This is a genomic window from Sphingopyxis sp., assembly GCF_050725655.1.
GTDB lineage: Bacteria > Pseudomonadota > Alphaproteobacteria > Sphingomonadales > Sphingomonadaceae > Sphingopyxis.
Genome location: NZ_JBOHHT010000081.1, coordinates 15,979 through 41,868, shown reverse-complemented (window position 1 = coordinate 41,868; position 25,890 = coordinate 15,979). Strand labels below are relative to the sequence as shown.

Genomic DNA, 25,890 nt, shown 5'->3' with positions numbered 1-25,890 from the left:
GCCTGTCTTGAAGAAAAAGGCGGGTCCCGGGTCAAGCCCGGGATGACGGAAAGCAACGGCAGCTTCCCACCCCAAAGCTGCCACGCATACGCGCCACTTTGGCGGCAAGCATCAGCGCGCGGCGTGCTGGCGATCGCCCCACAGGATCGCGCGATGTTCGTCGGTGAAGCCGGTGAGTCCGCCTTCGATCGTCTCGGCGCGCGCGACGCCGACCTGCATCCCTTCGGCGACCGCGGGGCGTTCGAGCATCGCGGCGCCCCAGCGATCGACGTTCGGGAAGCGTCCCGCCTTTTCGATCAGTTGGCGGCGCAGATAGGGCAGGGTGGCCATGTCGGCGATCGTATAATCGTCGCCCGCGAGCCACGCGGCCTCGCCGAGGCGCTTGTCGATCACCATCATCAACCGGTCGACCTCGCGCGAATAGCGCTCGATCGCATAATCGTGCCGATCCTTGGCATAATGGGTGAAATGCGCTTCCTGCCCGAACATCGGGCCGACGCCCGACACCTGAAACATCAGCCATTGCCAGCAGATCGCGCGCTTGGCCGGGTCGATCGGCAAGAAGCGCCCGGTCTTTTCGGCGAGATAGAGCAGGATCGCGCCGGTTTCCCACAGAATGAATCCGGGCCCATCCGGCCCCTCGTCATCGACGATCACCGGGGTCTTGTTGTTCGGGTTAAGCGCGAGGAATTCGGGCGTCAGCTGATCGCCCGCAAGGATGTCGATATATTCGAGCCGCCATTCGAGCCCCATTTCGAGCAGCGCGATCGCGATCTTGCGCGCGTTGGGGGTGGGACCGCCGTAGAGCGTGATCATGCCGCGTCTCCGGTCCGGCCCAGCCAGCGTTCGAGCACTTCGGCACCATCCTGCCCGACCGTCAGCGGAGCGGGGCGACGGACGCTTCCCGGCGTTGCCGACAGCTTGGGGAAGACGCCCTGCATCGTGACTTCGCCGAATTCCTCATCGGGGACCGTCACTAGCGCCTCACGCGCGGCGAAATGCGGATCGGCCAGCATATCCTCGGCATCGAAAACACGGCCCGCCGGAACCCCCGCCTCGACCATCTTTGCCTCGAGTTCGGCGATCGTCAGCGTCGCCGTCCATTCGCCGATCAGCGCATCGAGTTCCTCCTGCCGCAACCCGCGCGCGCGATGCGTAGCATAACGCTCGTCGCTCGCGAGTTCGGGGCGCCCCATTGCGACCGCGAGGCGCGCGAAGACACCGTCCTGATTGGCGCCAATCAGATATTCGCCGTCGCGGCACGGATAGACATTCGACGGCGCAATAGCGGGCAGCGTCGATCCGGTCCGCCGACGCTTCGTGCCGCTCGCCGAATAGTCGGACACGGTCGATTCCATCACCTGCAGCACCGCCTCATAGAGCGCGGAATCGACGATCTGGCCTTCGCCGGTCTTGCTGCGATGGTGAAGCGCGGCGAGCGCGCCCATGCAGCCGTACGTCGCGGCGAGCGTGTCGCCGATCGATACGCCCATGCGCGCCGGCGGCAAATCGGGATAGCCGACGATGCCGCGCCAGCCGCCCATTGCCTCGCCGATGCCGCCAAAACCGGCGCGCGCGGAGTAAGGACCGGTCTGGCCGTAACCCGAGACACGCACGACGATCAGCCCGGGGTTGGTTCTGCGCAGCTCCGCGGGGTCGAGGTTCCATTTCTCGAGCGTGCCGGGACGGAAATTCTCGATCAATATGTCGGCCTTCGCGATCAGCTCGCGTGCCAACTGCTGCCCCTCCGCCGAACGCAAATCGGCGGCCACCGAATATTTGTTGCGCGCGATCACGCGCCACCAGCTGGGCTTGTCGCCCTGACCCCAGTTGCGCATCTGGTCGCCGGTCTCCGGCGGTTCGAGCTTGACGATCTCGGCGCCCATGTCACCGAGCAGCTGGCCGCAGAAGGGCCCCGCGATCAGCTGTCCCATCTCGACGACCCTGATGCCTTCCAGCGCGCCCCCGCTGCCCGTCTCGCTCATATCATTCCTTTCGCGGCCGACTCTGATAGAGACGACCTGCCTCGCCCATGGCCTTTGTATACTTAGAATGCTATGTAATTTTCAACCTGCTAAATGACTCGGAAAATTCAGGACGCAAGATGTTGAAAAATCGTGCCGTGGAAATTGTCGACGTCGGCCCGCGCGACGGGCTGCAGAATGAAGCGGCGATCGTGTCGACCGCCGACAAGCTCATGCTTGTCCGCCGCGCGATTGACTATGGCGTCCGCCGTATCGAGGTGACGAGCTTCGTCAATCCGAAGAAGGTGCCGCAACTCGCCGACGCTGAGAAACTGGTGGCGATGCTGCCCGAATGCAACGATGTGACCTATATCGGCCTCGTCCTCAATCGCCGCGGCGCCGAGCGCGCGCTTGCCGCCGGCCGGATCGACGAACTTGGCGCGGTGTGCGTGACGAGTGATACGTTCGGCATCCGCAATCAAGGCCAAACCTCGGATGAATCGCTTGCCGCCGCGATGGAGATCGTCGCGTTGGCAAAGACGGCGGGGTGCAACGGCCAGATCACGATCGCAACGGCCTTCGGTTGCCCGTTCGAGGGCAGGGTGGTGATCGACCGCGTCGTCGAAATGGCGAAGCGCGCTGCAGACGCCGCTCCGCGCGAAATAGCGCTCGCCGATACGATCGGTGTCGGTGTCCCGGCACAAGTGTCCGAGATGGTCGGGCGCGTGCGCGAGGCGGTGGGCGACCTGCCGGTGCGTGTCCATTTCCACAACACGCGCGGCACCGGCATCGCCAACGTCTGGGCGGCGGTGAACGAAGGCGCGGCGACGGTCGACGCATCGCTTGGCGGGCTCGGCGGCTGCCCCTTCGCTCCCGGCGCCGCGGGCAATGTCGCGATCGAGGACGTGATCTACATGCTCGAACGCAGCGGCGTAAAAACCGGCCTGATGTTGCCGCAGGTTGTGGAGGCGGCCGAGTGGCTTACCGGCGTCATGGGCCGCCCGTTGCCGGCAATGGTCAGCAAGGCGCCCGCCTTTCCCTAGAAAGTTGCGAGCAGCGCCATCATCACACCGCCGACAACGAGGAGCAGTCCGACGATTTCGTGCCAGCGCACCGGCTCGTGCAGATAGAAATGCGCAAAGCCGATTGTGAAGACGACCTCGACCTGTCCGACGATCCGGACCAATGCCGCCGGCGCCGCCGCGAAGCCGATGTACCAGCAGGCCGAACCCAGCGCGGACAGCAGCCCGACCTGGCTCGAGTTGCGCCATGTGCGGCAAACTGCGCGCGCGGTATCGCGGTCGCGCAGCAAGACCCACGCGAGGTGCAGCCCGGTCTGGATCGCCATCACGACGACGAGTGTGACGAGCGCCGACCCGATCAGGTCGACATCTTCGAGTTCAGCGGTCGCGAGCTTGACCGCAATTGCCGCGAACGCGAACATCGACCCCGCGCCGAGCCCGCAAAGCGCGGCGGGTTGACCCAGCGCACGCCATATCTCGCGGGCCGAAACGCCACGGCCAGCCAGCGCGAGCACCAGCACTCCGACAACGCCCGCAACGATCCCGATCCACGCGAGCAGCGGCAGCCGCTCGCCGAGGAACAGCGCGGTGACGAGCGCCGCCTGCACCGCTTCGGTCTTCGAAAAGGCGGTGCCGACCACGAACCCGCGATGCCCGAACGCCATGATGAGCAGGATCGTCCCCGCCATCTGCGTGATAGCCCCGGCAACCGCGAACCCGGCGAAGGCCATCCCGAAAACCGGGAACGCATCGCTTTGGATCGTCAGCCAGATCGCGGCGAAACAGAGCGCAAAGGGCACGCCATAAAGATAGCGCACCAACCCGGCACCGCTGACGCTGAGCTCCGCCCTCAGGCGTTGCTGCAACGCGGTCCGCCATGCCTGGAACAAGCCGCCGAACAGCGAGGCGGGAAGCCAGATTGGATTCATGCCGTCCTCCGCCCGCGCATTTGATTTTCGAGTCGTATCGCACTCTGCATGCGGCCCCATGCAATAGTTTTATTACTAAGTATATGGAGCCTCATCGGCCGCCGTTGCGATGTCCGCTTTCGACCTGACACACCAATCAGCTAGACCCCAGGAAAGGGATGCCGCAGGAAAGGTGCGGGAGAGCCGAAGTGACCTATGATTTTCCAGAACCGGGATGGAGCGTGCCGATGCGTCCGGCCCGCGCGTTGGTGAACCGGCATGGCTGAACTGGACCTGCCGCTTCGCGAAGAACAACGGATGCTGCGCGACAGCGTGCAGCGTTTCCTCGTCGACAACACACGTCCGGGCTGGCGCGACCTCTCGGAGTCGCTCGGTCTTGCGGGCATCGCATTGCCGGAGAGTGTCGGTGGTTTCGGCGGCGGCGCGATCGACATCGCGCTTGTCATGGCCGAACTCGGACCTGCGCTAGCCGGCGCCGACTGGCTCTCGCACGCCGCAGCTACGACGCTGCTTGCGCGCGTGGCGCTCGACCATCCTGCCCTGCGAGACCTCGCCGCGGGCAGCAAGCGCATCGCGATCGTCTGCGCCGCATCGACGGCGGCAATGCCGATCATCGATGCCGGGACGGTGCACGGCAGCGCGGCACTGGTGGCGGGGGGCGCCGAAGCCGACCTGTTCCTGCTCGCAGACCGCGATCTGCTGGTCCTCTTTGCCGCCGATGGCGCAAAGGTCGAGCAACGCCATCGCATCATGCACGACGGCAGCGTGTCGGCCGACCTCGGCTTCACCTTGAAAGCGGGCGATGGCGAGGTGCTGGCGATGGGGGGCGAAGCGCGCGGATACGCCGGCTATGCGAACGACCTGATCCTCGCGGGGCGCTGCGTCGAAGCGGTCGGCCTGATGCAGCGCATGATCGCCGACAGCATCGACTATCTTGGCCAGCGCAAGCAGTTCGGTACGGCGATCGGCCGTTTCCAATCACTGCGCCACCGCGCCGCCGACATGCAGCTCGCGGCGATGAAGGCGGCGGTGCTCACCGAAGCCGCGATCCTTGCGGTCGATGAGGGGCGCGCGGACCGCGCGCAGGCGGTCAGCGCCGCCTGCATCGAAGTCGGCGACGCGGTGCGCCTCGTCGGCGAGAGCGCAGTGCAGATCCACGGCGCGATGGGGCTGACCGAGGAGCTCAGCCTTGGCGGGCATTTCAAGCGCGCACTGGCGATCGCCGCAGCATTCGGACCGCGCGCCGATCATCTCGCGCGTTTTGCCGAGGCGGCCGCTTAACCCAGCATCATGCGCGCGATCAGGTCGCGCTGGATCTCGTTCGATCCCGCATAAATAGTCGCCGCGCGGTCGTTGAGATACCGCGGCACTGCGACCGCGAGGTCGGCGGGCGTCTGACCGTCGGCGTCGGCCCATGCGGCGTGACCCGCGACCTCGCACGCCAGCGTGTCGATGCGTTGCGCGGTTTCGGTCCCCAATACCTTCAGCGCCGACGCATATAGTGCGGCGCTGCCGCCGACGCCGCGCATCGCCTTGAGCTCGAGCGCCTGCAACGCCTTCAGCGTCACCGCCTCACGGTCGAGCTGCGCGCGCAGCACCGGTTCGATGTCATCTCGGGCGCGCAGCCGTTCGAGCCGCCCGATCAGCGTCGGCGCATATTTCCCGCCGCGCTCGAAGGTCAGCAGATGCTTTGCGACCGACCAGCCTCCGTTTTCATCGCCGAGCCGGTTCGCCTGCGGCACGCGAACATCGTCGAAAAACACCTGGTTGAATTCATGGTCGCCCGCGAGCGTGCGGATCGGCTCGACGCTGATGCCGGGAGTCGCCATGTCGAGCAGCAGGAAGCTGATCCCAGCCTGCGGCTTTCCTTCGTTCGACGTGCGGACAAGCGCGAACATGCGGTTGGCAAAATGGGCATGGGTGGTCCAGATCTTCGATCCGTTGAGCACATAATCGTCGCTGTCGGGAACAGCGCGAAGTTGCAGCGCGGCAAGGTCGGACCCGGCGCCGGGCTCCGAAAAGCCCTGGCACCAATAATCCTCGCCCGACAAAATCCGCGGCAGATAATGCGCGCGTTGTTCGGAGCTGCCATAATGCATGATAACCGGCGCGACCATCTTGAGACCCATCGGCGCCAGGTTGGGCGCGCCGGCCTGCGCGCATTCGGCGGCAAAGATATAGCGTTCGATCTCGCTCCATCCCGGCCCGCCAAATTCGGCCGGCCAGTCGGGCGCCGCCCAGCCTTGGGCATGGAGAATGCGCTGCCAAGGAAGCGACACATCGGGATCGATAAAGACACTCGTCGCGCGCGCTGCGGCGCGGCGAATGTCGCCGGGCAGATGCGCGGTCAGGAAGGCGCGAATCTCTTCGCGAAAGGCGGTGAGCGCCGGATCGTTCAGCATGTCCATGCGTCGGATTTGTACGTCGCCGCTGTGCAAGGCCAAGCTGGCACCTGCATCAGGCCGCGCGCGCACCGACGAAACCGAGCCCCGCCGCGATCTGGATCGACTGCGCGCGCCCCGTCGCACCGAGCTTCGCCGACGCGTTGCGCAGGTGAAAGCGCACCGTCGACACCGACAGCGACAGGATGATCCCGATCTCGCCATCGGTCTTGCCTGCGGCCGCCCAGCGCAGGCACTGCACCTCGCGGCGGGTCAGCGTCTGCGGCACGGTGGCGTTGCGCGGACGCCCGCGTGCTTCATTGTGCGTCGCGATCAGCCTGACCGCGAGGTTGTGCAGATGGCCAGCTTGCTCGGCGAAAATCGCCTCGACGCCGACGGGCTCGCGCGAACACCAGAAGACCGCGCCGACCAGCCCCCGCGGCAGGTGAACCGGCGCAATGATCGCCTCGCCGAAATTGGCGGTGTTCCGCGCCTGCGAACAGTCCACCTCGTCCAGCAGATGCGTCGAGCGCCATGTGCCGAGCCGTCCGTCGCTATAATAGAAGGGCTCGGCGACGAGCCGCGCGGCGGTCAGGAAAGCGAGTTGCAGCGCGAGTTTGCGGTCGCGCCAGTAAGCATAGCTGGGATCGACCCAGTGAAAGCTGGTTTCGGCATAGGGACGGCCCGCCTCGTCGCTCATCGGTTCGGGGTCGCCAAGGTCGCCTTGCGCCGCGACATAGGGCAGGCCGATCTTGTCGCCCATTGCCTGCACGGCTGCGATCAGCGCCGGCATTTCGGTCCAAGATTCGCGCTGATGATCCATCGCCGGCTTTTTTCTCCGCTATCCTGACACAGGTGTCAGCTTGTTCGCCCGCCCAATATTCTCTGTTCTGGCACGGTCCAGCTTCGCGCGATGCTCGCACAAAGACGAGCCCGGCGACAAGCTGTTTGAGGGAGGATGAGTGATGAAGGCAATGCGTATTTTCCTGGGCACGGGTTCCGCGATGGGTCTCGCCCTGGCGGCGCCGGCGTTCGCCGCCGAGGAAGCGCCGGCCGATGCGGTTGCCGCCGAAGGCGACATCATCGTCACCGCGCAGCGCCGCGCCGAATCGATGAACGACGTCGGCATGGCGATCCAGGCGGTCGACGGCGCGACGCTTGAAAATCTGCGCGTCACCGACATGCGCGACCTGACCACGGTGGCGCCGAGTTTCACGGTCTCGCAAAGCTATCAGGGCGTGCCGACCTATACGCTGCGCGGGATCGGCTTCAACACGATCAACCTCTCCTCGACCTCGACCGTCGGCACCTATGTCGATGAGGTCGCCTATGCCTATCCGATTATGAACACCGGGCCGGTGATGGATCTGGAGCGTGTCGAGGTGCTCAAGGGGCCGCAGGGCACGCTCTACGGCCGCAACACGACCGCGGGCCTGATCAACTTCATCACCGCCAAACCGACCGACAGTTTCGAGGGCAGTATCAAGGCCGACCTCGGCAATTATCAGACCTACAATATCGGCGGCCATATCTCGGGCCCGCTCGGCGAAGGCATCGCGGCGCGCATCGCGTTCCGCAGCGAGAATAGCGACAAGGGCTGGCAGGCCAGCAATACCCGCGACGAACGGCTCGGCGAGGTCGAGAAATATAGCGTGCGCGGGGCGCTCGCGATCGATCCCGCGCCTGGCACGCATTTCGACCTGTCCGTCACCTATTGGCGCAACAAGTCGGACACGGTGGCGGGGCAGGGGATCGGCTTCACGCCGGCGACCAACCCGGCAACGGGCACGAGCAATTCGCGCTTCTTCAACGCGCCGGGACTCGCGACCTATCTTGCGAACAATTTTCCGACCAAGGCGAACCAGGCCGATTGGGCGCCCGAGGCGAACCGTTCGGCCGATATCGGCACGGGCCTCGGCCTCGAGGGCCCGCTCGCCGAAGACAATCGCTTCTGGGGCCTGAAACTGCGCTGGGATCAGGACCTCGGCGATACGATGAAGCTCGTCTCGCTGACCAGCTACAACGACTTCAAGCGCAACGCGCTCTCCGACTGGAGCGGTGCGCCCTTTGAAATCCTGCTCCAGAACACCGTCGGGCGGATCAAGAGCTTTGCGCAGGAACTGCATGTCGAGGGCGAGGCGGGCGCGGTGAACTGGCTCGTCGGCGCTTACTACGCGAACGACCGGATCATTGATTCCAACCGCACTTTGCTCGGCCAGAACGCCAACGTCGGCCTGATCCGCGCGGCGGGGGCGCCGCTGCTCGCGAGTCCGATCTTCAATTCGGGCGGCTACACTCCGCTTCAGCTTTCGCAGGCTTTCCGTACCTATGAGGATTTCGGCCGCATCCGCACCAAGACGTGGAGCGTCTTCGCCAACGCCGATGCCGAACTCACCGACCAGCTCAAGCTGACCGCCGGCGTACGCTACACCGAGGACAAGCAGCGTTACAATGGCTGCTCGCGCGACTTCAACGGCAATATGCTGCCTAACGTCAACGTCGTGAACCGCGCGCTCTACCTGCAAACCTATGGCGTGCTCGCACCGCAGATTTCGCAGGGGCAGTGCAACACGTTCGACCCCGCGACGGGCACATTCGGGGAGGTGCAGGCGCTTCTCAAGGAAGACAATGTCGCCTGGCGTGTCGCGCTCGACTGGTCGCCGAACGATGACACCCTGCTCTACGCCTCGGTCTCGCGCGGCTATAAATCGGGGACGACGCCGATCAACGCCGCGAACCTCGCGCGTCAGAATGCGCCGGTGAAACAGGAAAAGCTCACCGCTTACGAAATCGGCGTGAAAGCGACGCTCGCCGACCGGCTGGTGCAGGCCAATCTCTCGGCCTTCTACTACGACTATCGTGACAAGCAGATCAGCACCTATTTCGCCGATCCGATCTACACCGCGCTCTCGCGCCTCGATAACGTCCCCGACAGCGAAGCCTATGGCGTCGAGGGCGAACTTACGATCCGGCCGGCGACGGGGTTCACGATCGCCGCCAACGCGCTCTACCTGAAAACGCGGATCAACGATTACAATGGCACCAACGCCGCGGGGCAGCCCGAGAATTTCGACGGCGCCGAATTCATCTATAGCCCGAAATTCCAGGGCAGTTTGACGCTCGCCTATGACACGCCGGTGAGTGACACGATCAACCTGACGGGCGCGGTCAGCGCGCGTTACCAGAGCAAGTCGAACACGATTTTCGAGGATCTCGATCTCTACAAGGTCGATGCCTATGGCACGGTCAACGCAAGCCTCGGCCTGAAGGACGAAAGCGGCTGGTCGGTCTCGTTGTGGGCGAAAAACCTGTTCGACAAATATTATTGGTCGGCGGTCGCGAGCAATGCCAACGTCGTCGTGCGTTTCGCCAACCAGCCGCGAACCTATGGCCTGACCGTGGGTTACGACTTCTGAAGGAGGCAGCCAGCGTGGTGCGCCCGCCGATGCAGGATGAATATCTGGGGACGGCGATCGATTTCGCCGCGCCCCTCGGCGAGCCCGCGCTGCTCGCGCCCGACAGCGTCCAGTGGCGCGTCTACAAGAACCCGATCGCGCTCGGCATTGGCGGGATCGCCGCGGTGCTGCTCGAATTCGCCGAGCCGCGCATCCGGTCGGGGGTATGGGATCACTCGACCTACAAGGCCGACCCGATCGGCCGCTCGCGCCGCACCGGGCTCGTCGCGATGCTTGCCTGCTATGGCCCGGCGAGCAGCGCGAAAGCGGTCATCGGTCAGGTCAACCGGATGCACGGCAAGGTAAAGGGTGAAACTCCCGGCGGCACCAAATATCGTGCCCTCGATCCCGTGCTGCTCGATTGGGTCGCGGCGACCGCATCCTACGGTTTCCTGATGGCGTACGACCGCTTCGTCCATCGGCTCAGCGTAGCCGACAAGGACCGCTTCATGGCCGACGGCGACGCGATCGGGCGCGAGTTCGGGGCGCGGCATACGCCGCCGACGGTAGACGCCTTCATGGCGATGATGGACGAACTCGAACCGCGTTTCGAGCCACACCCGATCATCTTCGAATTCCTCGACATTATCCAGTCGGGTCGCGCTGCGCCCGGCGTGCCGCGCTTCCTCCACCGTGCGATTGCGCGCGCGTCGGTGTCGCTGCTTCCGGCTCATATCCGGCGCAAGCTGGAGCTTGGCTCCCGCCACGACCTGACTCGGCTCGACCGCACCGCGCTACGCATCGCCGGCCGACTTGCCGACCGCCATATCGACCGCGCGGCGCCGCATTGTCGGGCCAGCGTCCGGCTCGGACTTCCGCATGATTTCCTGTTCAAATCACCAGCCGAGCAGCAACGCTTGCTCGCCGCCTAGTTGCAACGATTAAAGCCCGCGCCGCGCACGGCGCGTCCCGGCGTTGCGCCGCTATGCTCGCCGTTCCGCAACACGCCAACGCCGTTGACGAAAACGTCGCGCATCCCGACCGAATATTGATGCGGCTTTTCGAACGTCGAGCGGTCGCCGATCGTTGCGGGGTCGAAAACGACCACATCGGCATAATAGCCGGGCCTCAGCGCCCCGCGGTCCTTGATACCAAGGTTGGTCGCGGGCAGGGTGGTGAGCCGGTAGACTGCCTGTTCGAGCGGAATCAGCTTCTCGTCGCGGACATAGCGGCCGAGCAGTCGCGCGAAATTGCCATAGGTGCGCGGATGTGCGCCCGATTTCAGAAAGACGCCCTCGGCCGCCTGCGACGCGGCGTCCGAACCGAAGCTCATCCACGGCAACTGGACCTGCTTGCGGACATTGTCCTCGGACATCAGGAAATAGACGGTGCCGACGCGCGAGCCGTCCTCGACGACGAGGTCCATCGCGGTTTCCTCGGGTGACTTGCCGCGCATCGCTGCGACCTCGGCGAGCGTCTTGCCGGTCAGCGGTTTGAGCGCGTCATTCTTGAATCCCGAGAGGATCATCTTGTCGGCACCCGCACCGAAATAGAGATTTTCCCAGTCTCCGCCCGGCTTCTTCATTTCTTCGGCGACACGCGCGCGGATCGCGGGGTCCTTCAGCCGCTCCATCCATTCCTCGAGCCCGCCGGCCTGCACCCACGTCGGCATCGCGGCGTCGAGCCCGGTCGCGCCTGCGGTATAGGTGTACATGTCGGTCGTGATCTTCAGCCCCTCGGCGCGCGCATCCTCGATCTTCTTCACGATCGTGTCGAGCTTTCCCCAGTTGCTGCGCCCCGCCATTTTGAGGTGATAGATTTCGGCCGGCGCGCCCGATCGGCGCGATATGTCGATCAGTTCGTCGACGGCTTCCTCGATCCGGTCGCCTTCGGACCGCATATGGCTGATGTACATGCCGCCGCATGTCGCGGCCTCGCTCGTCAGCGCGACCAGTTCGTCGGTCTCTGCATAGGAGCCGGGCGCGTAGATGATCGAACTGCCGACCCCCATCGCGCCTTCGTTCATCGCCTGCTTCACCAGCATACGCATGCGGGTAAGCTGATCGGACGTCGGATCGACGTCGCCTTCGCCCAGTTCATGGACGCGCACGGTCGCCGCGCCGACAAAGCTCGCGACATTGGTCGAGACGCCGCGCTTTTCGAGCCAGCCGAGATAGTCGCCGAGGCTCGTCCACTCGATCGGATATTTGATGTCGCCCTGGCGCTCGGTTTCCCGTGCCTTCATCGTGGCGTTCATCGGCCCCATCGACCAGCCTTCGCCCATCACCTCCAGCGTCACACCTTGCCTTATGTCGCTCTGGCTCTTGCGATCGGCGATCAGTGACTCGGTCGCCCAGCTCAGCATGTTTATGAAGCCCGGCGCGACCGCCATGCCCTTTGCCGACACCTCGGTCTTCGCGGTGCCGTCGACCTTGCCGACCGCGACGATGAGGTCGTCCTTGATTGCGACATCGCCGACGACCGGCGCCTTGCCCGACCCGTCGTAGATCGTCCCGCCGCGGATGATCAGATCGTAGGCAGGCTCCTGTGCGGCCGCCGGCACGGGTGCCAGCATCGAACTGCAAAGCAGCATGAGGCAAGGTGCGAAGCGCCGGTGGGCCATCTGTTTCTCCGTGATCGGGGGGTCAGCCGTGCAAGCTCATCAATGAGTCCATCAGCCCGTCATCGGCGCTCGAACAGACGCCGAGCACCAGCGCCTCGTCAAATCCGTCGGCGACGACATAGGCGTGGCCCATCGACGAATCGATGTAGATGCCCTGGCCGACCTCAAGCGTGACGGGGTCGTAAAATTCGCTGTGCACCTCGATCCGGCCTTCGAGGACATAGATGAACTCTTCGCCCTGATGGTGGACGAGTTCACCGAACTCGCGCGCGCTATGGGCACGGATGCGCGTGATGATCGGGATCATCCGTTTCTGGCGCAAATCGGTGCAGAGATAATGATAGTCGTAATTGTCGGTCGTCACGCGCGCGGCGCGTTCGATCGTCGCGATGCTCCGGCGCCCCGTCACGCGCGGCGTCGTATCTTCCTCGTCCTCGGCGAACAGGTCGGACATGCGGATGTTCAGCCGCTGGCTGAGCTGCTGCAATTTGTCATAGCTCAGCGTCAGCCTGTCATGTTCGACCTTCGACAGCGTCGATACCGGGATCCCCGATTTCGCGCTCATTTCCTTGAGCGTCCAGCCGTTGCGGCCCCTAATGCCCTTCATCACCGCGCCTAGCGTCGGCGGGGTTGCCCCATCCGCCATCAATTTTTCCATTCCATGTTTGACAATTTTCTAATCAGGATCATTATGTCCCTATCGGGCCAACAGATGTTGGTCCCTTGGTAAGGGGTCGCGCGGCTTGCTGCAAGGTGCGACAGACCGCGAAATGGAAAAGGGGAAAGCGATGCGTTTCATCCGCAAGGCGATGATCGGGCTGGCGGCTTTTGCCGCGCTGCCGCTGGCGGCGCAGGGGCCGGTGCCGGCGCCCACCGTGAAGAAAGTCGAAACTGCCGCCGTTCCGGCTGCAAAAACCGCCGCAGCGCCGGTCGCGCTCGACGCCAGGGATCTCGAAGCCTGGCTCGACGGCTATCTACCCTATGCGCTCGAACGCGCGCGCATCCCGGGCGCGGTGGTCGTCGTCGTGCGCGGCGATCAGGTCGTGCTCGAAAAGGGCTATGGCTTTTCGGACGTCGCCAGGCGCGCGCCCGTCCTGCCCGAAACCACGCTGTTCCGGCCGGGATCGGTGTCCAAGCTCTTCACCTGGACCGCGGTGATGCAGCAGGTCGAAGCGGGCAAGATCGACCTCGACAAGGACGTCAACGCCTACCTCGATTTCAAGATTCCGGCTTATCAGGGCAAGCCGATCACGATGCGCAACATCATGACGCACACCGCGGGCTTTCAGGAATCGATCCGCTATCTGATCAGCAGCGACCCCAAGGCCGTGATGACGCTGAAGAAGCAGATGCCGCTCGCGCTGCCCGACCGCGTCTTCGCGCCGGGTACGACGCCCGCCTATTCGAACTACGCTACCGCGCTGGCGGGTTACATTATCGAGCGGGTCAGCGGCGAGTCGTTTGACAATTATATCGAAAATCACATTTTCACGCCGCTCGGCATGGCGCACTCGTCATTCCGCCAGCCGCTTCCCGCCAATCTCGCGCCGCACATGTCGAAGGGCTATCCCAACGTCATGCAAAAGGCCAAGCCGTTCGAGATCGTCCTTCCCGCTCCCGCGGGCAGTTTGTCGGCAAGCGGCGCCGACATGGGCAAGTTCATGATGGCGCACCTCAGCGATGGGGGCCTATTGCTCAAGCCCGAAACCGCGAAGCAGATGCATGATTTCAAGGCGCCCGGCGTCGGGCCGCTCAACAGCATGGCGCTCGGTTTCTACGAACAATGGGTCAACGGCCATCGCGCCATCGCGCATGGCGGCGACACCGTGTGGTTCCATTCCTATCTGTGGCTGTTCCCCGATGCCGACATCGGCGTCTACATCTCGATGAACAGCGCCGGGAAACAGGGCGACGCGGGCGCGATCCGCAGTGCGCTGTTCCACAAATTCGCCGACCGCTACCTGCCGGGCGAAGAAAAGCCGGGCACCGTCGATGTCAAAACCGCTGCTGAACATGCGCAGATGATGGTCGGCAATTATGTCAGCAGCCGCGGTTCCTTCACCAATTTCGCGAGCCTGTTCGGGCTGTTGGGGCAAGCGACCATCTCGCTCACTGCGGATGGCAAGATTGCCTTGGCTGCGATGGAAGGGTCGAGCGCCATCGCGCCTGACTGGGTCGAGGTTGAGCCTTTCGTATGGCGCGACAAGGGGACGGGCGAACGCCTTGCCGCCGAGGTCAAGGACGGCCGTGTCACGCGTTGGAGCCTTGACGCCGGCTCGCCCTTCATGGTGTTCGAGCCGGCTCCTGCCAGCGTGAATGCCGCCTTGCTCAATCCGGCGCTGATCTTCGCTTTCGGCATCAGCATACTGACGGCGCTGGCGTGGCCGGTGCGTGCGCTGGTCCGGCGGAGCTTCAAGGCGGACTTCGCGCTTGAGGGCAAGGCGCGGCGTGCGTATCGCCTGTCGCGTATCTTCGCCTGGGCAGCGATTGCGGCACTGGCCGGCTGGATCGGTCTGATCGCGACCTTCTCGGCCGATATCGGAGCGCTTGGCGGTCCGCTCGACTGGCTGATCTACCCGCTGCGCATCCTAACGCCGGTCGCCGCGTTCGGTTTGCTCGCCACGGCAGGCTGGCACCTGTGGCTCAGCATCAAGGACAAGCGCCGCTGGACGATGAAGCTCGGCGCGGTGCTGCTGATCCTCGCTGCCTTGGTGCTGGTCTGGGTGACGCTCGCCTTCCATCTCTATGGCTTCGGGATGGTCTATTGATGGCGACGCAGCGCATGCGGGAATTGACGCTCGACCTTCGGGTCGAGCGTTTTCCCTATCACCAGCCATTTCGCATTTCGGGGCACCAGCCTGTCGATGGCACCCTCCTTCATCCTGGGCCAGCTTTGCGACATCGTTGATCTCGATGGGCCGACCTTTCTCGCGCGCGATCGCGACCCGGGCGTCGGCTATCGCGGCGGGAGGATCCACTGTCCGGCGGAGATTTGGGGATAGTTACAAATACATGTCCTAAATGGGTTGACAATTTTCTGATTAGGACAATAGTCTTCAAATCGGGAGTTCAATAATAAAGGGAGGATGGGATGACCAAGTCATACCCAATGACGCGCCGCGCGGCTATCGCGGGTGCGATCGGGACTGCATTGTCTGCACCAATGATCGTCAAGGGCAGCTATGCCTTTGCCGCGGCCCCCGGCAAAAACTATTCGCGCCGTGCGGTCGATCTCGTCGCCTCGTCGCTCGTCATCGACATGCTCGCGCCGCTCAAGATCACGATGTCCGAGGATTATGTCGCGCACCGGCTGACCGACGCCGAAGCCGCGGAATTCCGGGCATCGGGCATCACCGGCTTCCATAACGCATACGGCCTCGGCGGTCCCGATGCGAAGGAGCAGGCGCTCGCCTTCCTCGCCGGCTGGCAGGGCTTTGCCGGGCGCAACAGCCATGTCTTCGCGCTCGTCGACGGCGTCGCCGATCTCGACCGCGCCAAGGCCGACAAGAAATGCGCAGTCATCATGGGCATCCAGAATGCCGAGCATTTCGAAAAGATCGAGGATGTCGCGCTGTTCCGCCGCCTTGGGCTGCGCTGCGCACAGCTCACCTATAATAGCCAGAATATGATCGGATCGGGCAGCACCGAACGCGTCGACGGCGGCGTCAGCGACTATGGCGCCGCGATCATCGCCGAGATGGAAAAGCAGCGCATGCTCGTCGATGTCTCACACTGCGGCGACAAGACGACACTCGATGCGATCGAGATCGCCAAGGGTCCGATCGCGATCACGCACAGCAACGCGCGCGCGTTGGTCGACCACCCGCGCGTCAAGACCGATGCGGCGATCAAGGCACTCGCGGCGAAGGGCGGCGTGATGGGCATCACCGGGGTACGCATGTTCGTGCGCACGACCGATCCGACCAATGTCGGGCATATGGCCGACCATATCGACCATGTCGCCAAGCTGGTCGGCATCGACCACGTCGGCATTGGCTCGGACGCCGACCTGCACGGTTATGACGATATGAAGCCCGACGAATATGCCGCGCTCAAGAACAGCTACAAGGGCAGCTACGCCTTCCGCGACAAGATCGACATCGACGGCTTCGACCATCCGCTCAAGACCTTCGATCTCACCGAAGAACTCATTCGCCGGGGCTATTCCAACGAAAACATCCGGGCCGTGCTCGGTGGCAATTTCCGCCGCCTGCTCGCCCAAGTCTGGGGGTAAGACGATGAAACAGGGACTCTTTATTGCAGCAAGCATGGCCGCGTTGATGGCCGCGATGCCGGCACAGGCGCAGGAAGCCGTAATCGAGTCGGAGGGAGAGATTGTCGTCACGGCGCAAAAGCGCGTCGAGGCGCTTCAGGACGTTCCGATCTCGATCACCGTGGTCAATGGCGACGCCCTGCGCGAGCAGGGCGCCGGCTCCTTGGTCGATTATGCCGGCTATGTCCCTGGAATGACCGTGATCAGCACGCAGCCGGGTACGTCGATCATTTCGCTTCGCGGTATCGCGCCGGTCGGATCGGCGCAGGCTGTCGGCATCTACCTGGATGACGCACCGGTGGGATCGAGCAGCCTGTACGCCCGCAGCGCGACCTATTCGCTCGACCTGATGCCCTATGACATCGCAGGGCTCGAAATTCTGCGCGGACCGCAGGGGACGCTTTACGGCGCAAGCTCGATCGGGGGCTTGCTGAAGTACCGGACCGTCGCGCCGAGCACGACGAATTTCAGCGTCAAGGCGGGCGGCGAATTGTTCACGATCGACGAGGCGGGCAATCCGGGCTGGGCCGCGCAGGTCATGGTCAATGCGCCGATCATTCAGGACAAGCTTGGCATCACCGGCAGCTTCGCATGGCGCAAAACGCCGGGCTATGTGAGTTCGGTGAACAACCCGGCGCTGAACGACGCGAATGACGTCGAGCAACGGGGCGGGCGGGTGAGCCTGTTGTGGAATGCGACAGAGGATTTCACGGTGCGCCTCGGCGGCATCTGGCAGACGATCGACGCCAACGGCACCAATGGCGTCGTCTCGACCGCGGCGGGCGTCCCGCTCGATGACGGCTGGTCTTACAACGCCTTTCTGCCCGAGCCCTTCCGCAAGAGCATCGACTATTATTCGGCGGTGCTGGATTATGATCTCGGCTTTGCAACGCTGACGTCGGTCTCAACCTATAGCGAGACCAGCACGGTCAGCGTGCAGGATGCGTCGCTGATCTTCGGGATTGCGTTCCCGGCGCTGACCGGCGGCGCGGTGCCCGCGGGACTCGCTCCCTTCAGCGTGGCGCTCGACCTGCAGAAGTTCACCCAGGAAGTCCGTCTCGCTTCGCCCAACAACGATCGCTTCGAGTGGTTGGTCGGCGCCTTCTATACGAAGGAAGAGAGCGAGAATCATCAGCTGGTGCGCACATTCGACTTCTCCGGTCAGCCAAACGCGCTCGACCCCGGCGCCGTCGTCTCCCTGCCTTCGACGTTCAAGGAAATGGCGGTATTCGCCAACGCGACAGCCTATTTCGGCGACATGTTCGCCTTGTCCGGCGGCGTTCGCTACGCGAAGAACAAGCAGAACTTCCAGCAGATCAGCAGCGGCCCGTTCATCGGCGTCGCCAACTTCACCGGGAAGTCGGACGAGGATGTGTTCATCTACAGCATCAGCCCGCAATTCCACATCAGCGAGGACGCGATGCTCTATGCCCGCGTCGCCAACGGTTACCGTCCCGGTGGCCCGAACGTGGTGTTCCCTGGGGTCCCGCCGCAGGTCAAGGCGGATACGCTGGTCAATTACGAAGTCGGCTTCAAGGGCAATCTGGGCCGTGCGCTCGCGGTCGAAGTGTCCGGTTTCTACATGGACTGGACCGACATCCAGGTCATCCAGCCATTCGGCGGCGTGACGGGCCAGGCCAATGGTCCGTCCGCGGTCAGCAAGGGCGTCGAAGGCAGCGTGACATGGCGCCCCGTGCCCGGACTGTCGTTGGTCGCGGGCGCGGCCTATGCCGATGCGAAACTAACCGCCGATGCCCCGGAAATCTCCGGCGTCGACGGGGCACGCCTGCCCAGCGTTCCCAAGTTTACCGGATCGTTGCAGGCCGACTACAGCTTCGCGATCGGCGGCAATTCGACCGGGAAAGTCGGCGTCGGTGTGCGACATTCGTCGAAGCTGGCGTCGTTGCCCTCGAGCAGCCCGGATAATTTGTGGTCCGACGCCTATACGGCTGTCGACGCCAACGCCGCCGTTACCTTCGACGATCATTGGACCGTCCGCGTCTATGCCCGTAACCTGACGAACGAGCGGGCGTCGACGCAGCGGTCCTATACCCTCGACGCGTTCGGCACGCAGGCTTATCAGTCGAACATTCCGCTGCAACCCCGGACCATCGGCGTCGCACTCGACATGGCCTTCTGAGCACGTTGGAGTTGAAAAAGATGAACGCGCCCATCGGCAGGCTAGAAGGCAGCCTGACCCTGCCGCAGCCCTATTTGCTGTTCCTCGGCGACACGACCAATGCGGCCTATGCCAAGACCGCCTTCGGTCTCGCCGACTGGGCGGGTGATCGCTGCGCGGGTGAATGGGCGATCGACGGCTGTACCGTTTCGACCGGCCTGCCGCGCCTGTCGCCCGCCGACGCGCGGGCGGCGGGCGCGCGGTCGCTGGTGATCGGCGTCGCCAATCAGGGCGGCATCATCGGCGCAGCCTGGGTCGCGGTGCTTGTCGAAGCGATGGAGGCGGGGCTCGACATCGTCAGCGGGCTCCATACCAGGCTGACGAGCGTTCCCGCGCTCGTCGAGGCGGCTGCGCGCACGGGGCAGCGGTTGATCGACATCCGCACCCCGCCGCCCGCGATCCCGGTAGGCACCGGGCGCAAGCGCACCGGCAAACGGCTGCTCACCGTCGGCACCGACTGCGCGCTCGGCAAGAAATATACCGCGCTCGCGCTGCACCGCGACTTCGTGGCGCGCGGCCTCGATGCCGATTTTCGCGCGACCGGCCAGACCGGCATCATGATCGCGGGCGGCGGCATGCCGATGGATGCGGTGGTTTCGGACTTCGAGGCGGGGGCGGCGGAAATGCTGAGCCCCGACGCCGCCGATACGCATTGGGATGTGGTCGAGGGACAGGGGTCGATCTTCAACCCCGCCTACGCCCCAGTGTCGCTCGGTCTGCTTCACGGTAGCCAGCCCGACGTCTTCGTCGTCTGTCACGACCCGACGCGCACGGTGATTCTCGGCATGGAAAGCTTCGCCTTGCCGTCGGTCGAGGAGGTTATCGACATGACGATCCGCCTCGGCAGCCGGACCAATCCGGCGATCCGCTGCGGCGGGGTGAGCTTCAACACGTCGAGCTATGATGCCGATGAAGCCGAAGCGGTGATGGCGGCCGAACGGCAGCGATTAGGGCTTCCGGTCGCCGATCCGATCCGCGGCGGCGCCGGCTTCGACGCGCTCGTCGAAAAGTGTCTCGCGTGAGTGTGGGCGAGACGGGCGGCAGGTCGAGCTGGTTCCAGCGCTTCCTGCTGCCCGGATTTGCGCTGAAGGCCGTGATCATCGGCGGCGGCTATGCGACGGGGCGCGAACTGGCCGAATATTTCGTGCCGTCGGGGCCGTGGGGCGGGCTGGCCGCGATGCTGCTCGCGACGCTGATCTGGAGCGTCGTCGCGGCGCTGACCTTTGCGCTGGCGCGCGCGATGCGTGCCTATGACTATCGCAGCTTTTTCGAGGGGTTGCTCGGACCGGCGTGGATCGCCTTCGAAATTGCCTATCTGATCTTTGTCATCCTGATCCTCGCGGTATTCGGCGCCGCTGCCGGGGCCATCGGCGCGGCGACTTTCGGCTGGCCCGAACTGGCGGGATCGGTGTTGCTTGCGGTCAGTATCGTCGCTTTTACCGCCTTCGGCACCCGCATCGTCGAGCAATTGTTCAAATATGCCTCGATGCTGATCTATGCCGTCTATGCGCTGTTCCTCGTCTTTGCGTTGACAAGCTTTGGCGACCTGATCGCGCAGGGTTTCGCCGCGGCGCCGCCGCCTTCGGGCAATTGGATCGCGGGCGGCATTACCTATGCCAGTTATAATATCGTCGGCGCGGTCGTCATCCTGCCGATCCTGCGCCATCTGACCAGCCAGCGCGACGCGGTGATCGCGGGAGTGATCGCTGGGCCGCTGACGATGCTGCCGGCAATCCTCTTCTTCGTCGCGATGATGGCATTCTACCCGGCAATCGGGACCGAAACCCTGCCTTCCGACTTCCTGCTGCGACAGATGGCGGTTCCGGGCTTTCACGTCCTTTTCCAGATGATGATCTTTGCCGCCCTGCTCGAAAGCGGTGTCGGCGCGATCCATGCCATCAATGAACGTGTTTCGGGCGTCGTCGAGGCTCGCGGGCGGCCGCCGCTCGGCACCGGCCCGCGGGCTCTGATCGGTGCCGTCGTGCTCACAGGATGCATGTTCGTCGCGGCGCACATCGGTCTCGTCGACTTGATCGCCAGCGGATACCGCTTCCTCGCCTGGCTGTTCCTTGCGGTGTTCGTCGTGCCGCTCCTCACCATCGGTGTTTACCGGCTGCTGCGAACAGCCCCCATTGCTCAAACGGAGACCGCGCCATGAAATCGGTTCGCTTGCTCGCCCTGTCGTTGATGCTTTCTGTCGCCGTGCCGGCGTGGGCCGAACCGCCCGCCGATATTGGCGAAAGCGTCGAGGCGCTGCGCAAGAAGGTCGGCGCGGCTGGCGTGTCGATCGCGATCGTCGAGGATGGCAAGACCACACTTTCGCGCGGCTGGGGCGTGCGCAAGCTTGGCGAACGCGCGCCGGTCGATGGACAGACGATTTTCCAGACCGGATCGACCGGCAAGGCGATGACCGCCGCCGCGCTCGCGATCCTCGTCGACGAGGGCAAGATCGCGTGGGACGATCCCGTCATCAAGCATATGCCCTGGTTCCGCATGTACGACGCATGGGTCACGCGCGAAATCACGATCCGCGACCTGCTCGTCCACCGCAGCGGGCTTGGGCTGGGGCAGGGCGACCTGATGTTCGTGCCGCGCACCCATCTGACGCGCAAGCAGACGGTCGAGCGCGTCGCCTGGCTCAAGCCCGTGACCAGTTTCCGCTCGGCCTATGCCTATGACAATATCCTCTACGCCGTCGCCGGCCAGTTGATCGAAGAAGTCACCGGGCAGACGTGGGAGGATTTCATCCGTGCGCGCGTGCTGCGCGCGGGCGGCATGAAGAATGCGACGAGCGACAGCGAAGACCGCTTCCGCATTCCTAACCGTAGCTGGCCGCACGCGCGGCTGTCGGGCGCGCTGCGCGGTCTCGGTCCGCAGGCGGCGCTCAACGAGCGCGACGAACTCGGACGCAATGGTGCGCCGGCGGGCGGGCTCGCGCTCAGCGCCGATGACATGGCGGCGTGGCTGAATATCCAGCTCGCACACGGCGCTCTTCCGAACGGCAAGCGCCTGTTCAGCGAAGCCCAGGCGGCCGAGATGTGGAAGCAGGTCACCCCGATGCCGATCACCCCGCTTCCCGACCAGCTCAAGCCCGCGCAGCCAACCCAGCAAGCTTATGCGCTCGGCTGGCAGGTGCAGGATTATCGCGGCCACCGCATCATCCAGCATGGCGGCGGGGTCTTCGGCTCGATCACACGCGTCGTAATGATTCCCGACAAGAATGTCGGCTTCGCGATCATGATGAACAGCGAGGACAGCGGCATGCTGCTTGGCCTCACCTATGACCTGCTCGACCATTATCTTGATCAGCCGGATTATGGCTGGATCGCGAAATGGGAGGATTGGTATCAGGCGCGGCTCGCGGGCGGCGAGGCGTTCCTGAAACAGGCAAAGGCGTCGCCGACGCAGAGCGGTCCCTCGCTCGCGCTGGCGGGCTATGCGGGCCGCTACCGCGATCCCTGGTATGGCGATATCGTGATCGGGCAGGCAGCGATCGGCCTGACGATCGATTTCACCTCGACACCGCGGATGGCGGGGCGGCTCAAACATTGGCAATATGACAGCTTCGTCACCGATTTCGACGACCCGGCGATCGAACCCGCCCATGTGACCTTCGCGCTCGACGCCGAGGGCAAGATAACCGGCGTGACGATGAAGGCGGTGAGCAAGATTGCCGACTTCAGCTGGGACTATCATGATCTCGACCTGAAGCCCGTGGAGGACAAGAAGTGAAGCGTTTCGCCATCCTGCTGACCGCAACCGCGCTCACCGCCTGTTCGCCGGGCGCCGACAAGCCGAAGGCGCCCGAAGCGCCGCTGCACAGCCGGATGCTCGTGCTCGACACCCACCTCGACACGCCGCTCCATTTCGAGCGCACGGGCTGGAGCTTTGCCGATCGCCACGCGCTCGCCGACGACATGGCACAGCTCGACATTCCGCGGATGAAGGACGGCCATCTCGATGGCGGCTTCTTCGCCATCTATACCGACCAGGGGCCGCTGACGCCGAAAGGCTATGCCGATGCGCTCGCCTTCGCACGCAAGCGATCGGACCTGATCGACAAGACCATCGCCGCCAATTCGGGCACGATCGCGCCCGCGCTGACCGCGGCCGATGCGCTGCGGTTGAACAAGGAAGGCAAGCTGATCGCCTTCAAGTCGATGGAGAACAGCTATCCGCTGGGTGAAGACCTGTCGCTTCTGCAGTTATTCTACAACAAGGGCCTCCGTCTCGCCGGGCCGGTCCATTCGAAGGACAACCAGTTCGCCGACAGCGCGACGGGCGAGGGGCGCTGGAAGGGGCTGAGCCCGCTCGGCAAGCAATGGGTGGCCGAGATGAACCGCCTCGGCATTGTCATCGACGCGAGCCATTCGTCCGACGCGGCGTTCGACCAGATCCTCGCACAGTCAAAATATCCGATCCTGCTCTCGCACTCGAGCCTGCGCTCGGCATATGATCATCCGCGCAATCTCGACGAGGGACGATTGAAGACGCTCGCCGCCAAGGGCGGGGCGATGTGCATCTCGACGATCTTCATGTCGGAGATGAACATGTCGCCCGCGCGCGCCGAACTGTTCGGCAAATATGAGCATATCGGCGGCATGGCGGCCGCCGATCAGGCCGACCTCAACCGCCGCTGGCGCGAACTCGACAAGACCGAGAAGCTATGGGCCGCCGATTTCGACGCCTATATGAAGATGGTGCTGCGCGCGATCGAGGTTGGCGGCGTCGACCATATCTGCTTTGGCGCCGACTGGGACGGCGGCGGCGGATTGCCGGGCATCGAGGATATTTCGGCGCTGCCCAAGGTCACCGAGCGGCTGAAGGCCGCGGGTTATTCGGACGCCGATATCGAAAAGATGTGGAGCGGCAATATCCTGCGCGTCCTCGCGGCGCAGGGAAAGCCGGCGGCGCGCTAGAGCGTGATCGTCTTAGATTGAAGCATAGCCGGAGTTTCTGAGGTAATTTGCGCACTCAAAGGGTTGGAAGGCGTCGAGGAGGGTGCCGATGCGTTTCCATGTTGCTTCGACGGATCGCTCGCCGGCTCGGCGCAGCAGTGTTTTGAGCTTGGCGAAGACCTGCTCGATGGGATTGAGGTCTGGACTGTAGGGCGGAAGGAACAGGAGCTTTGCGCCTGCGGCGCGGATGGCTTGGCGCACGGCCTGGCCTTTATGGCTGCCGAGGTTGTTCATGATGACGATGTCGCCGGGTGCGAGGGTGGGGACGAGGAACTGCTCGACATAGGCGGTGAAGAGTTGGCCGTTGATGGGGCCGTCGAGCACGCAGGGCGCGTCGATCCGGTCATGACGCAGAGCGGCGAGGAAGGTCAGCGTATGCCACTTGCCGAACGGCGCCTTGGCATGGAGCCGCTCGCCTCGCCGGGCCCGGCCGTGGGTGCGCGTCATATTGGTCTTGGCCCAGGTTTCGTCGATGAAGACGAGGCGCTTGGGATCAAGTCGGCCCTGATATTTCTTCCACTGCGCCCGCCGTCTGGCGATCTGGGGCCGATCCTGCTCGCTGGCGAACAGGCTTTTTTTTGAACGACAGTCCCTCGCGTGCGAGGAACAGCCACAGCGCGCCATAGCTCGCCCTGACCCCGCGCTCGGCCAGTTCGGCCAGCAACCCGCGCAAGGTCAGGTCCGGCTCGGCGGCGACACGCGCCAAAAGCCACGCGCGTTCCGGCAACAGCACCGGCTTCCTGTGACCACCAAGCTTGCCCGGCGCGACCCCGCCCGTCCGCCTCTGACGCTGCGACCAGCGCACCGCGCTCGCCACGCTCACACCAAAGCGCGCCGCCGCAGACCGCGACGAAAGACCCCCCGCCATCGCCGCAACCACCCGCTCTCGCAAATCTATCGAATAGGCTCGGCTCATCCCTGCTGACCTCCGTACCAGCCAGCAGCTTGAATCAGAAAATCGCCCGCGCGGGAATCCCCTTTCGATTCATTCAAACAAGATCACGCTCTAGGCACTTGGATTAAGCCGTACCTTGGCTTCGAGTTCGCGGCGCGCGGCGAGATATTGCGCTTCGAGCTCGGTGACATATTCGGCGACCGGGCGGACCGCGGTGACCGGGCCGATGCCTTGGCCCGAGCCCCAGATGTCCTTCCACGCCTTGACCTTGGTGTTGCCGCCCGAGCCGAAGTTCATCGTCTTGAGATCGCCTTCGGGGAGATTGTCGGGGTCCATGCCCGCGGAGACGATCGACTGGCGAAGGTAATTGCCATGCACGCCGGTGAAGAGGTTCGAATAGACGATGTCGCCGGCCCGGCCCTCGACGATGCCGTCCTTGTACCCATCGGGCGCATTGGCTTCTTCGGTCGCGATGAAGGCGCTGCCGATATAGGCAAGGTCGGCGCCGCACGCCTGCGCGGCGAGAACCGAGCGGCCATGGCCGATGGCACCCGACAGCGCGATCGGGCCGTCGAACCATTCGCGAATTTCCTGAACCAGCGCGAAAGGCGACTGGACGCCGGCATGGCCGCCGGCACCCGCGGCGACAGGAATCAGACCGTCGGCACCCTTCTCGATCGCCTTGCGCGCAAAGCGGTCGTTGATGATGTCGTGGAGCGTGATTCCGCCCCAGCCGTGGACCGCTTGGTTGAGTTCCTCGCGCGCGCCGAGCGAGGTGATCGTGATCGGCACTTTCCATTTCTCGCACGTCGCAATGTCGTCGAGCAGCCGGTCGTTCGACTTATGGACGATCTGGTTGACGGCGTAAGGCGCCGACAGCCGGTCGGGATTGGCGCGGTCCCACGCGGCAAGTTCTTCGGTAATCTGGTGCAACCACTCGTCAAGCACGGACTGCGGGCGAGCGTTGAGTGCCGGGAAGCTGCCGACGACGCCCGCCTTGCACTGCGCGATGACAAGTTCGGGTCCCGACACGATAAACAACGGCGAGCCGATCACGGGCAGGCGCAGGCGGTCGAAAATCGGGGGAAGGGCCATGAATCACTCTCCGGTTGCAGTTTGAAACTAACCTTAACGTAAACGGAAAGCTGCGCAAGCCGGTATCAGGCTAGGCGGGCGTGGCGGATGATCGTCGTGCGGAACGGGCATTCGATCGCGTCCGTAAGCGCCGCTTTCCAGAATGCCGACTGTTGGCGATTACAGCTGAATTTCTA

20 protein-coding genes are annotated in these 25,890 nt (G+C 64.1%); 11 read left to right on the top strand and 9 right to left on the bottom strand.

The annotated features are described in order from the left end of the window. Positions 1–111 precede the first annotated feature (111 nt). Together ACREBX_RS11560 and ACREBX_RS11555 are read right to left on the bottom strand one after the other, a co-directional pair. Positions 112–816, bottom strand: coding sequence for a glutathione S-transferase family protein (locus ACREBX_RS11560; protein ID WP_431561893.1), 705 nt, complete (start codon positions 814–816; stop codon positions 112–114). Further along, positions 813–1,985, bottom strand: coding sequence for a CaiB/BaiF CoA transferase family protein (locus tag ACREBX_RS11555; RefSeq protein WP_431561892.1), 1,173 nt, complete (start codon positions 1,983–1,985; stop codon positions 813–815). The genes ACREBX_RS11560 and ACREBX_RS11555 overlap by 4 nt, the downstream gene beginning before the upstream one ends. A gap of 119 nt (positions 1,986–2,104) precedes the next feature. Between ACREBX_RS11555 and ACREBX_RS11550 the strand changes: the two genes are divergently transcribed. After that, positions 2,105–3,007: a hydroxymethylglutaryl-CoA lyase gene (locus ACREBX_RS11550; RefSeq protein ID WP_431561891.1), complete on the top strand. Its 903-nt coding sequence runs from the start codon at positions 2,105–2,107 to the stop codon at positions 3,005–3,007. Here ACREBX_RS11550 and ACREBX_RS11545 read toward each other — a convergent pair. Beyond that, entirely contained in the window at positions 3,004–3,915 is a 912-nt protein-coding gene (locus tag ACREBX_RS11545; protein WP_431561890.1) for an EamA family transporter, read from the bottom strand. The two genes, ACREBX_RS11550 and ACREBX_RS11545, sit on opposite strands and share 4 nt — an antisense overlap. Before the next feature lie 258 nt (positions 3,916–4,173). On the opposite strand from ACREBX_RS11545, the gene ACREBX_RS11540 reads away from it, so the two are divergent. Then, entirely contained in the window at positions 4,174–5,196 is a 1,023-nt protein-coding gene (locus tag ACREBX_RS11540) for an acyl-CoA dehydrogenase family protein (RefSeq protein WP_431561889.1), read from the top strand. On the opposite strand, the gene ACREBX_RS11535 is transcribed toward ACREBX_RS11540, so the two are convergent. Continuing rightward, on the bottom strand, positions 5,193–6,323 hold the full coding sequence (locus tag ACREBX_RS11535) for an acyl-CoA dehydrogenase family protein (RefSeq protein WP_431561888.1): 1,131 nt from the start codon (positions 6,321–6,323) through the stop codon (positions 5,193–5,195). The two genes, ACREBX_RS11540 and ACREBX_RS11535, sit on opposite strands and share 4 nt — an antisense overlap. A gap of 49 nt (positions 6,324–6,372) precedes the next feature. Beyond that, positions 6,373–7,119: a helix-turn-helix transcriptional regulator gene (locus ACREBX_RS11530; protein WP_431561887.1), complete on the bottom strand. Its 747-nt coding sequence runs from the start codon at positions 7,117–7,119 to the stop codon at positions 6,373–6,375. Positions 7,120–7,261: 142 nt separating this feature from the next. Between ACREBX_RS11530 and ACREBX_RS11525 the strand changes: the two genes are divergently transcribed. Together ACREBX_RS11525 and ACREBX_RS11520 are read left to right on the top strand one after the other, a co-directional pair. Beyond that, positions 7,262–9,712 carry a TonB-dependent receptor gene (locus ACREBX_RS11525; protein ID WP_431561886.1) on the top strand — a complete coding sequence of 817 codons (2,451 nt, stop codon included), beginning with the start codon at positions 7,262–7,264 and terminating at the stop codon, positions 9,710–9,712. 14 nt (positions 9,713–9,726) lie between these two features. Beyond that, positions 9,727–10,623 (top strand): oxygenase MpaB family protein, encoded by an 897-nt coding sequence (locus ACREBX_RS11520; RefSeq protein ID WP_431561885.1) that lies wholly within the window; start codon positions 9,727–9,729, stop codon positions 10,621–10,623. Here ACREBX_RS11520 and ACREBX_RS11515 read toward each other — a convergent pair. After that, positions 10,620–12,314 carry an N-acyl-D-amino-acid deacylase family protein gene (locus ACREBX_RS11515; protein WP_431561884.1) on the bottom strand — a complete coding sequence of 565 codons (1,695 nt, stop codon included), beginning with the start codon at positions 12,312–12,314 and terminating at the stop codon, positions 10,620–10,622. The genes ACREBX_RS11520 and ACREBX_RS11515 overlap by 4 nt on opposite strands. Before the next feature lie 22 nt (positions 12,315–12,336). After that, the gene (locus ACREBX_RS11510) at positions 12,337–12,960 is read right to left on the bottom strand and encodes a helix-turn-helix domain-containing protein (protein ID WP_431561883.1); all 624 of its coding nucleotides are present in this window, start codon (positions 12,958–12,960) and stop codon (positions 12,337–12,339) included. Positions 12,961–13,102: 142 nt separating this feature from the next. On the opposite strand from ACREBX_RS11510, the gene ACREBX_RS11505 reads away from it, so the two are divergent. The 7 genes from ACREBX_RS11505 (at position 13,103) to ACREBX_RS11475 (ending at position 23,685) form a co-directional block, all read left to right on the top strand. Beyond that, positions 13,103–15,082, top strand: a complete 1,980-nt coding sequence (locus ACREBX_RS11505) for a serine hydrolase domain-containing protein (RefSeq protein WP_431561882.1) — start codon at positions 13,103–13,105, stop codon at positions 15,080–15,082. Between the two features lie 323 nt (positions 15,083–15,405). Next, positions 15,406–16,548 carry a dipeptidase gene (locus ACREBX_RS11500; protein ID WP_431561881.1) on the top strand — a complete coding sequence of 381 codons (1,143 nt, stop codon included), beginning with the start codon at positions 15,406–15,408 and terminating at the stop codon, positions 16,546–16,548. A gap of 34 nt (positions 16,549–16,582) precedes the next feature. After that, positions 16,583–18,727: a TonB-dependent receptor gene (locus tag ACREBX_RS11495; RefSeq protein ID WP_431561880.1), complete on the top strand. Its 2,145-nt coding sequence runs from the start codon at positions 16,583–16,585 to the stop codon at positions 18,725–18,727. Positions 18,728–18,747: 20 nt separating this feature from the next. Continuing rightward, positions 18,748–19,788 (top strand): DUF1611 domain-containing protein, encoded by a 1,041-nt coding sequence (locus ACREBX_RS11490; RefSeq protein ID WP_431561879.1) that lies wholly within the window; start codon positions 18,748–18,750, stop codon positions 19,786–19,788. After that, entirely contained in the window at positions 19,785–20,924 is a 1,140-nt protein-coding gene (locus tag ACREBX_RS11485) for a YkvI family membrane protein (protein ID WP_431561878.1), read from the top strand. Before ACREBX_RS11490 ends, ACREBX_RS11485 begins: the two co-directional genes overlap by 4 nt. Next, a complete protein-coding gene (locus ACREBX_RS11480; protein WP_431561877.1) occupies positions 20,921–22,498 on the top strand; it encodes a serine hydrolase in 1,578 nt (525 codons plus the stop codon). Before ACREBX_RS11485 ends, ACREBX_RS11480 begins: the two co-directional genes overlap by 4 nt. Further along, entirely contained in the window at positions 22,495–23,685 is a 1,191-nt protein-coding gene (locus tag ACREBX_RS11475) for a dipeptidase (protein ID WP_431561876.1), read from the top strand. Before ACREBX_RS11480 ends, ACREBX_RS11475 begins: the two co-directional genes overlap by 4 nt. A 12-nt stretch (positions 23,686–23,697) precedes the next feature. Here the strand turns inward: ACREBX_RS11475 and ACREBX_RS11470 are convergent. Both ACREBX_RS11470 and ACREBX_RS11465 read right to left on the bottom strand, forming a co-directional pair. Further along, a protein-coding gene (locus ACREBX_RS11470) for an IS630 family transposase (protein ID WP_431561875.1) occupies positions 23,698–24,640 on the bottom strand; the annotation gives its coding sequence in 2 pieces (ribosomal slippage) (positions 23,698–24,303 and positions 24,305–24,640; 942 coding nt in all). 90 nt (positions 24,641–24,730) lie between these two features. Continuing rightward, positions 24,731–25,714 (bottom strand): NAD(P)H-dependent flavin oxidoreductase, encoded by a 984-nt coding sequence (locus ACREBX_RS11465; protein ID WP_431561874.1) that lies wholly within the window; start codon positions 25,712–25,714, stop codon positions 24,731–24,733. Positions 25,715–25,890: the final 176 nt, after the last annotated feature.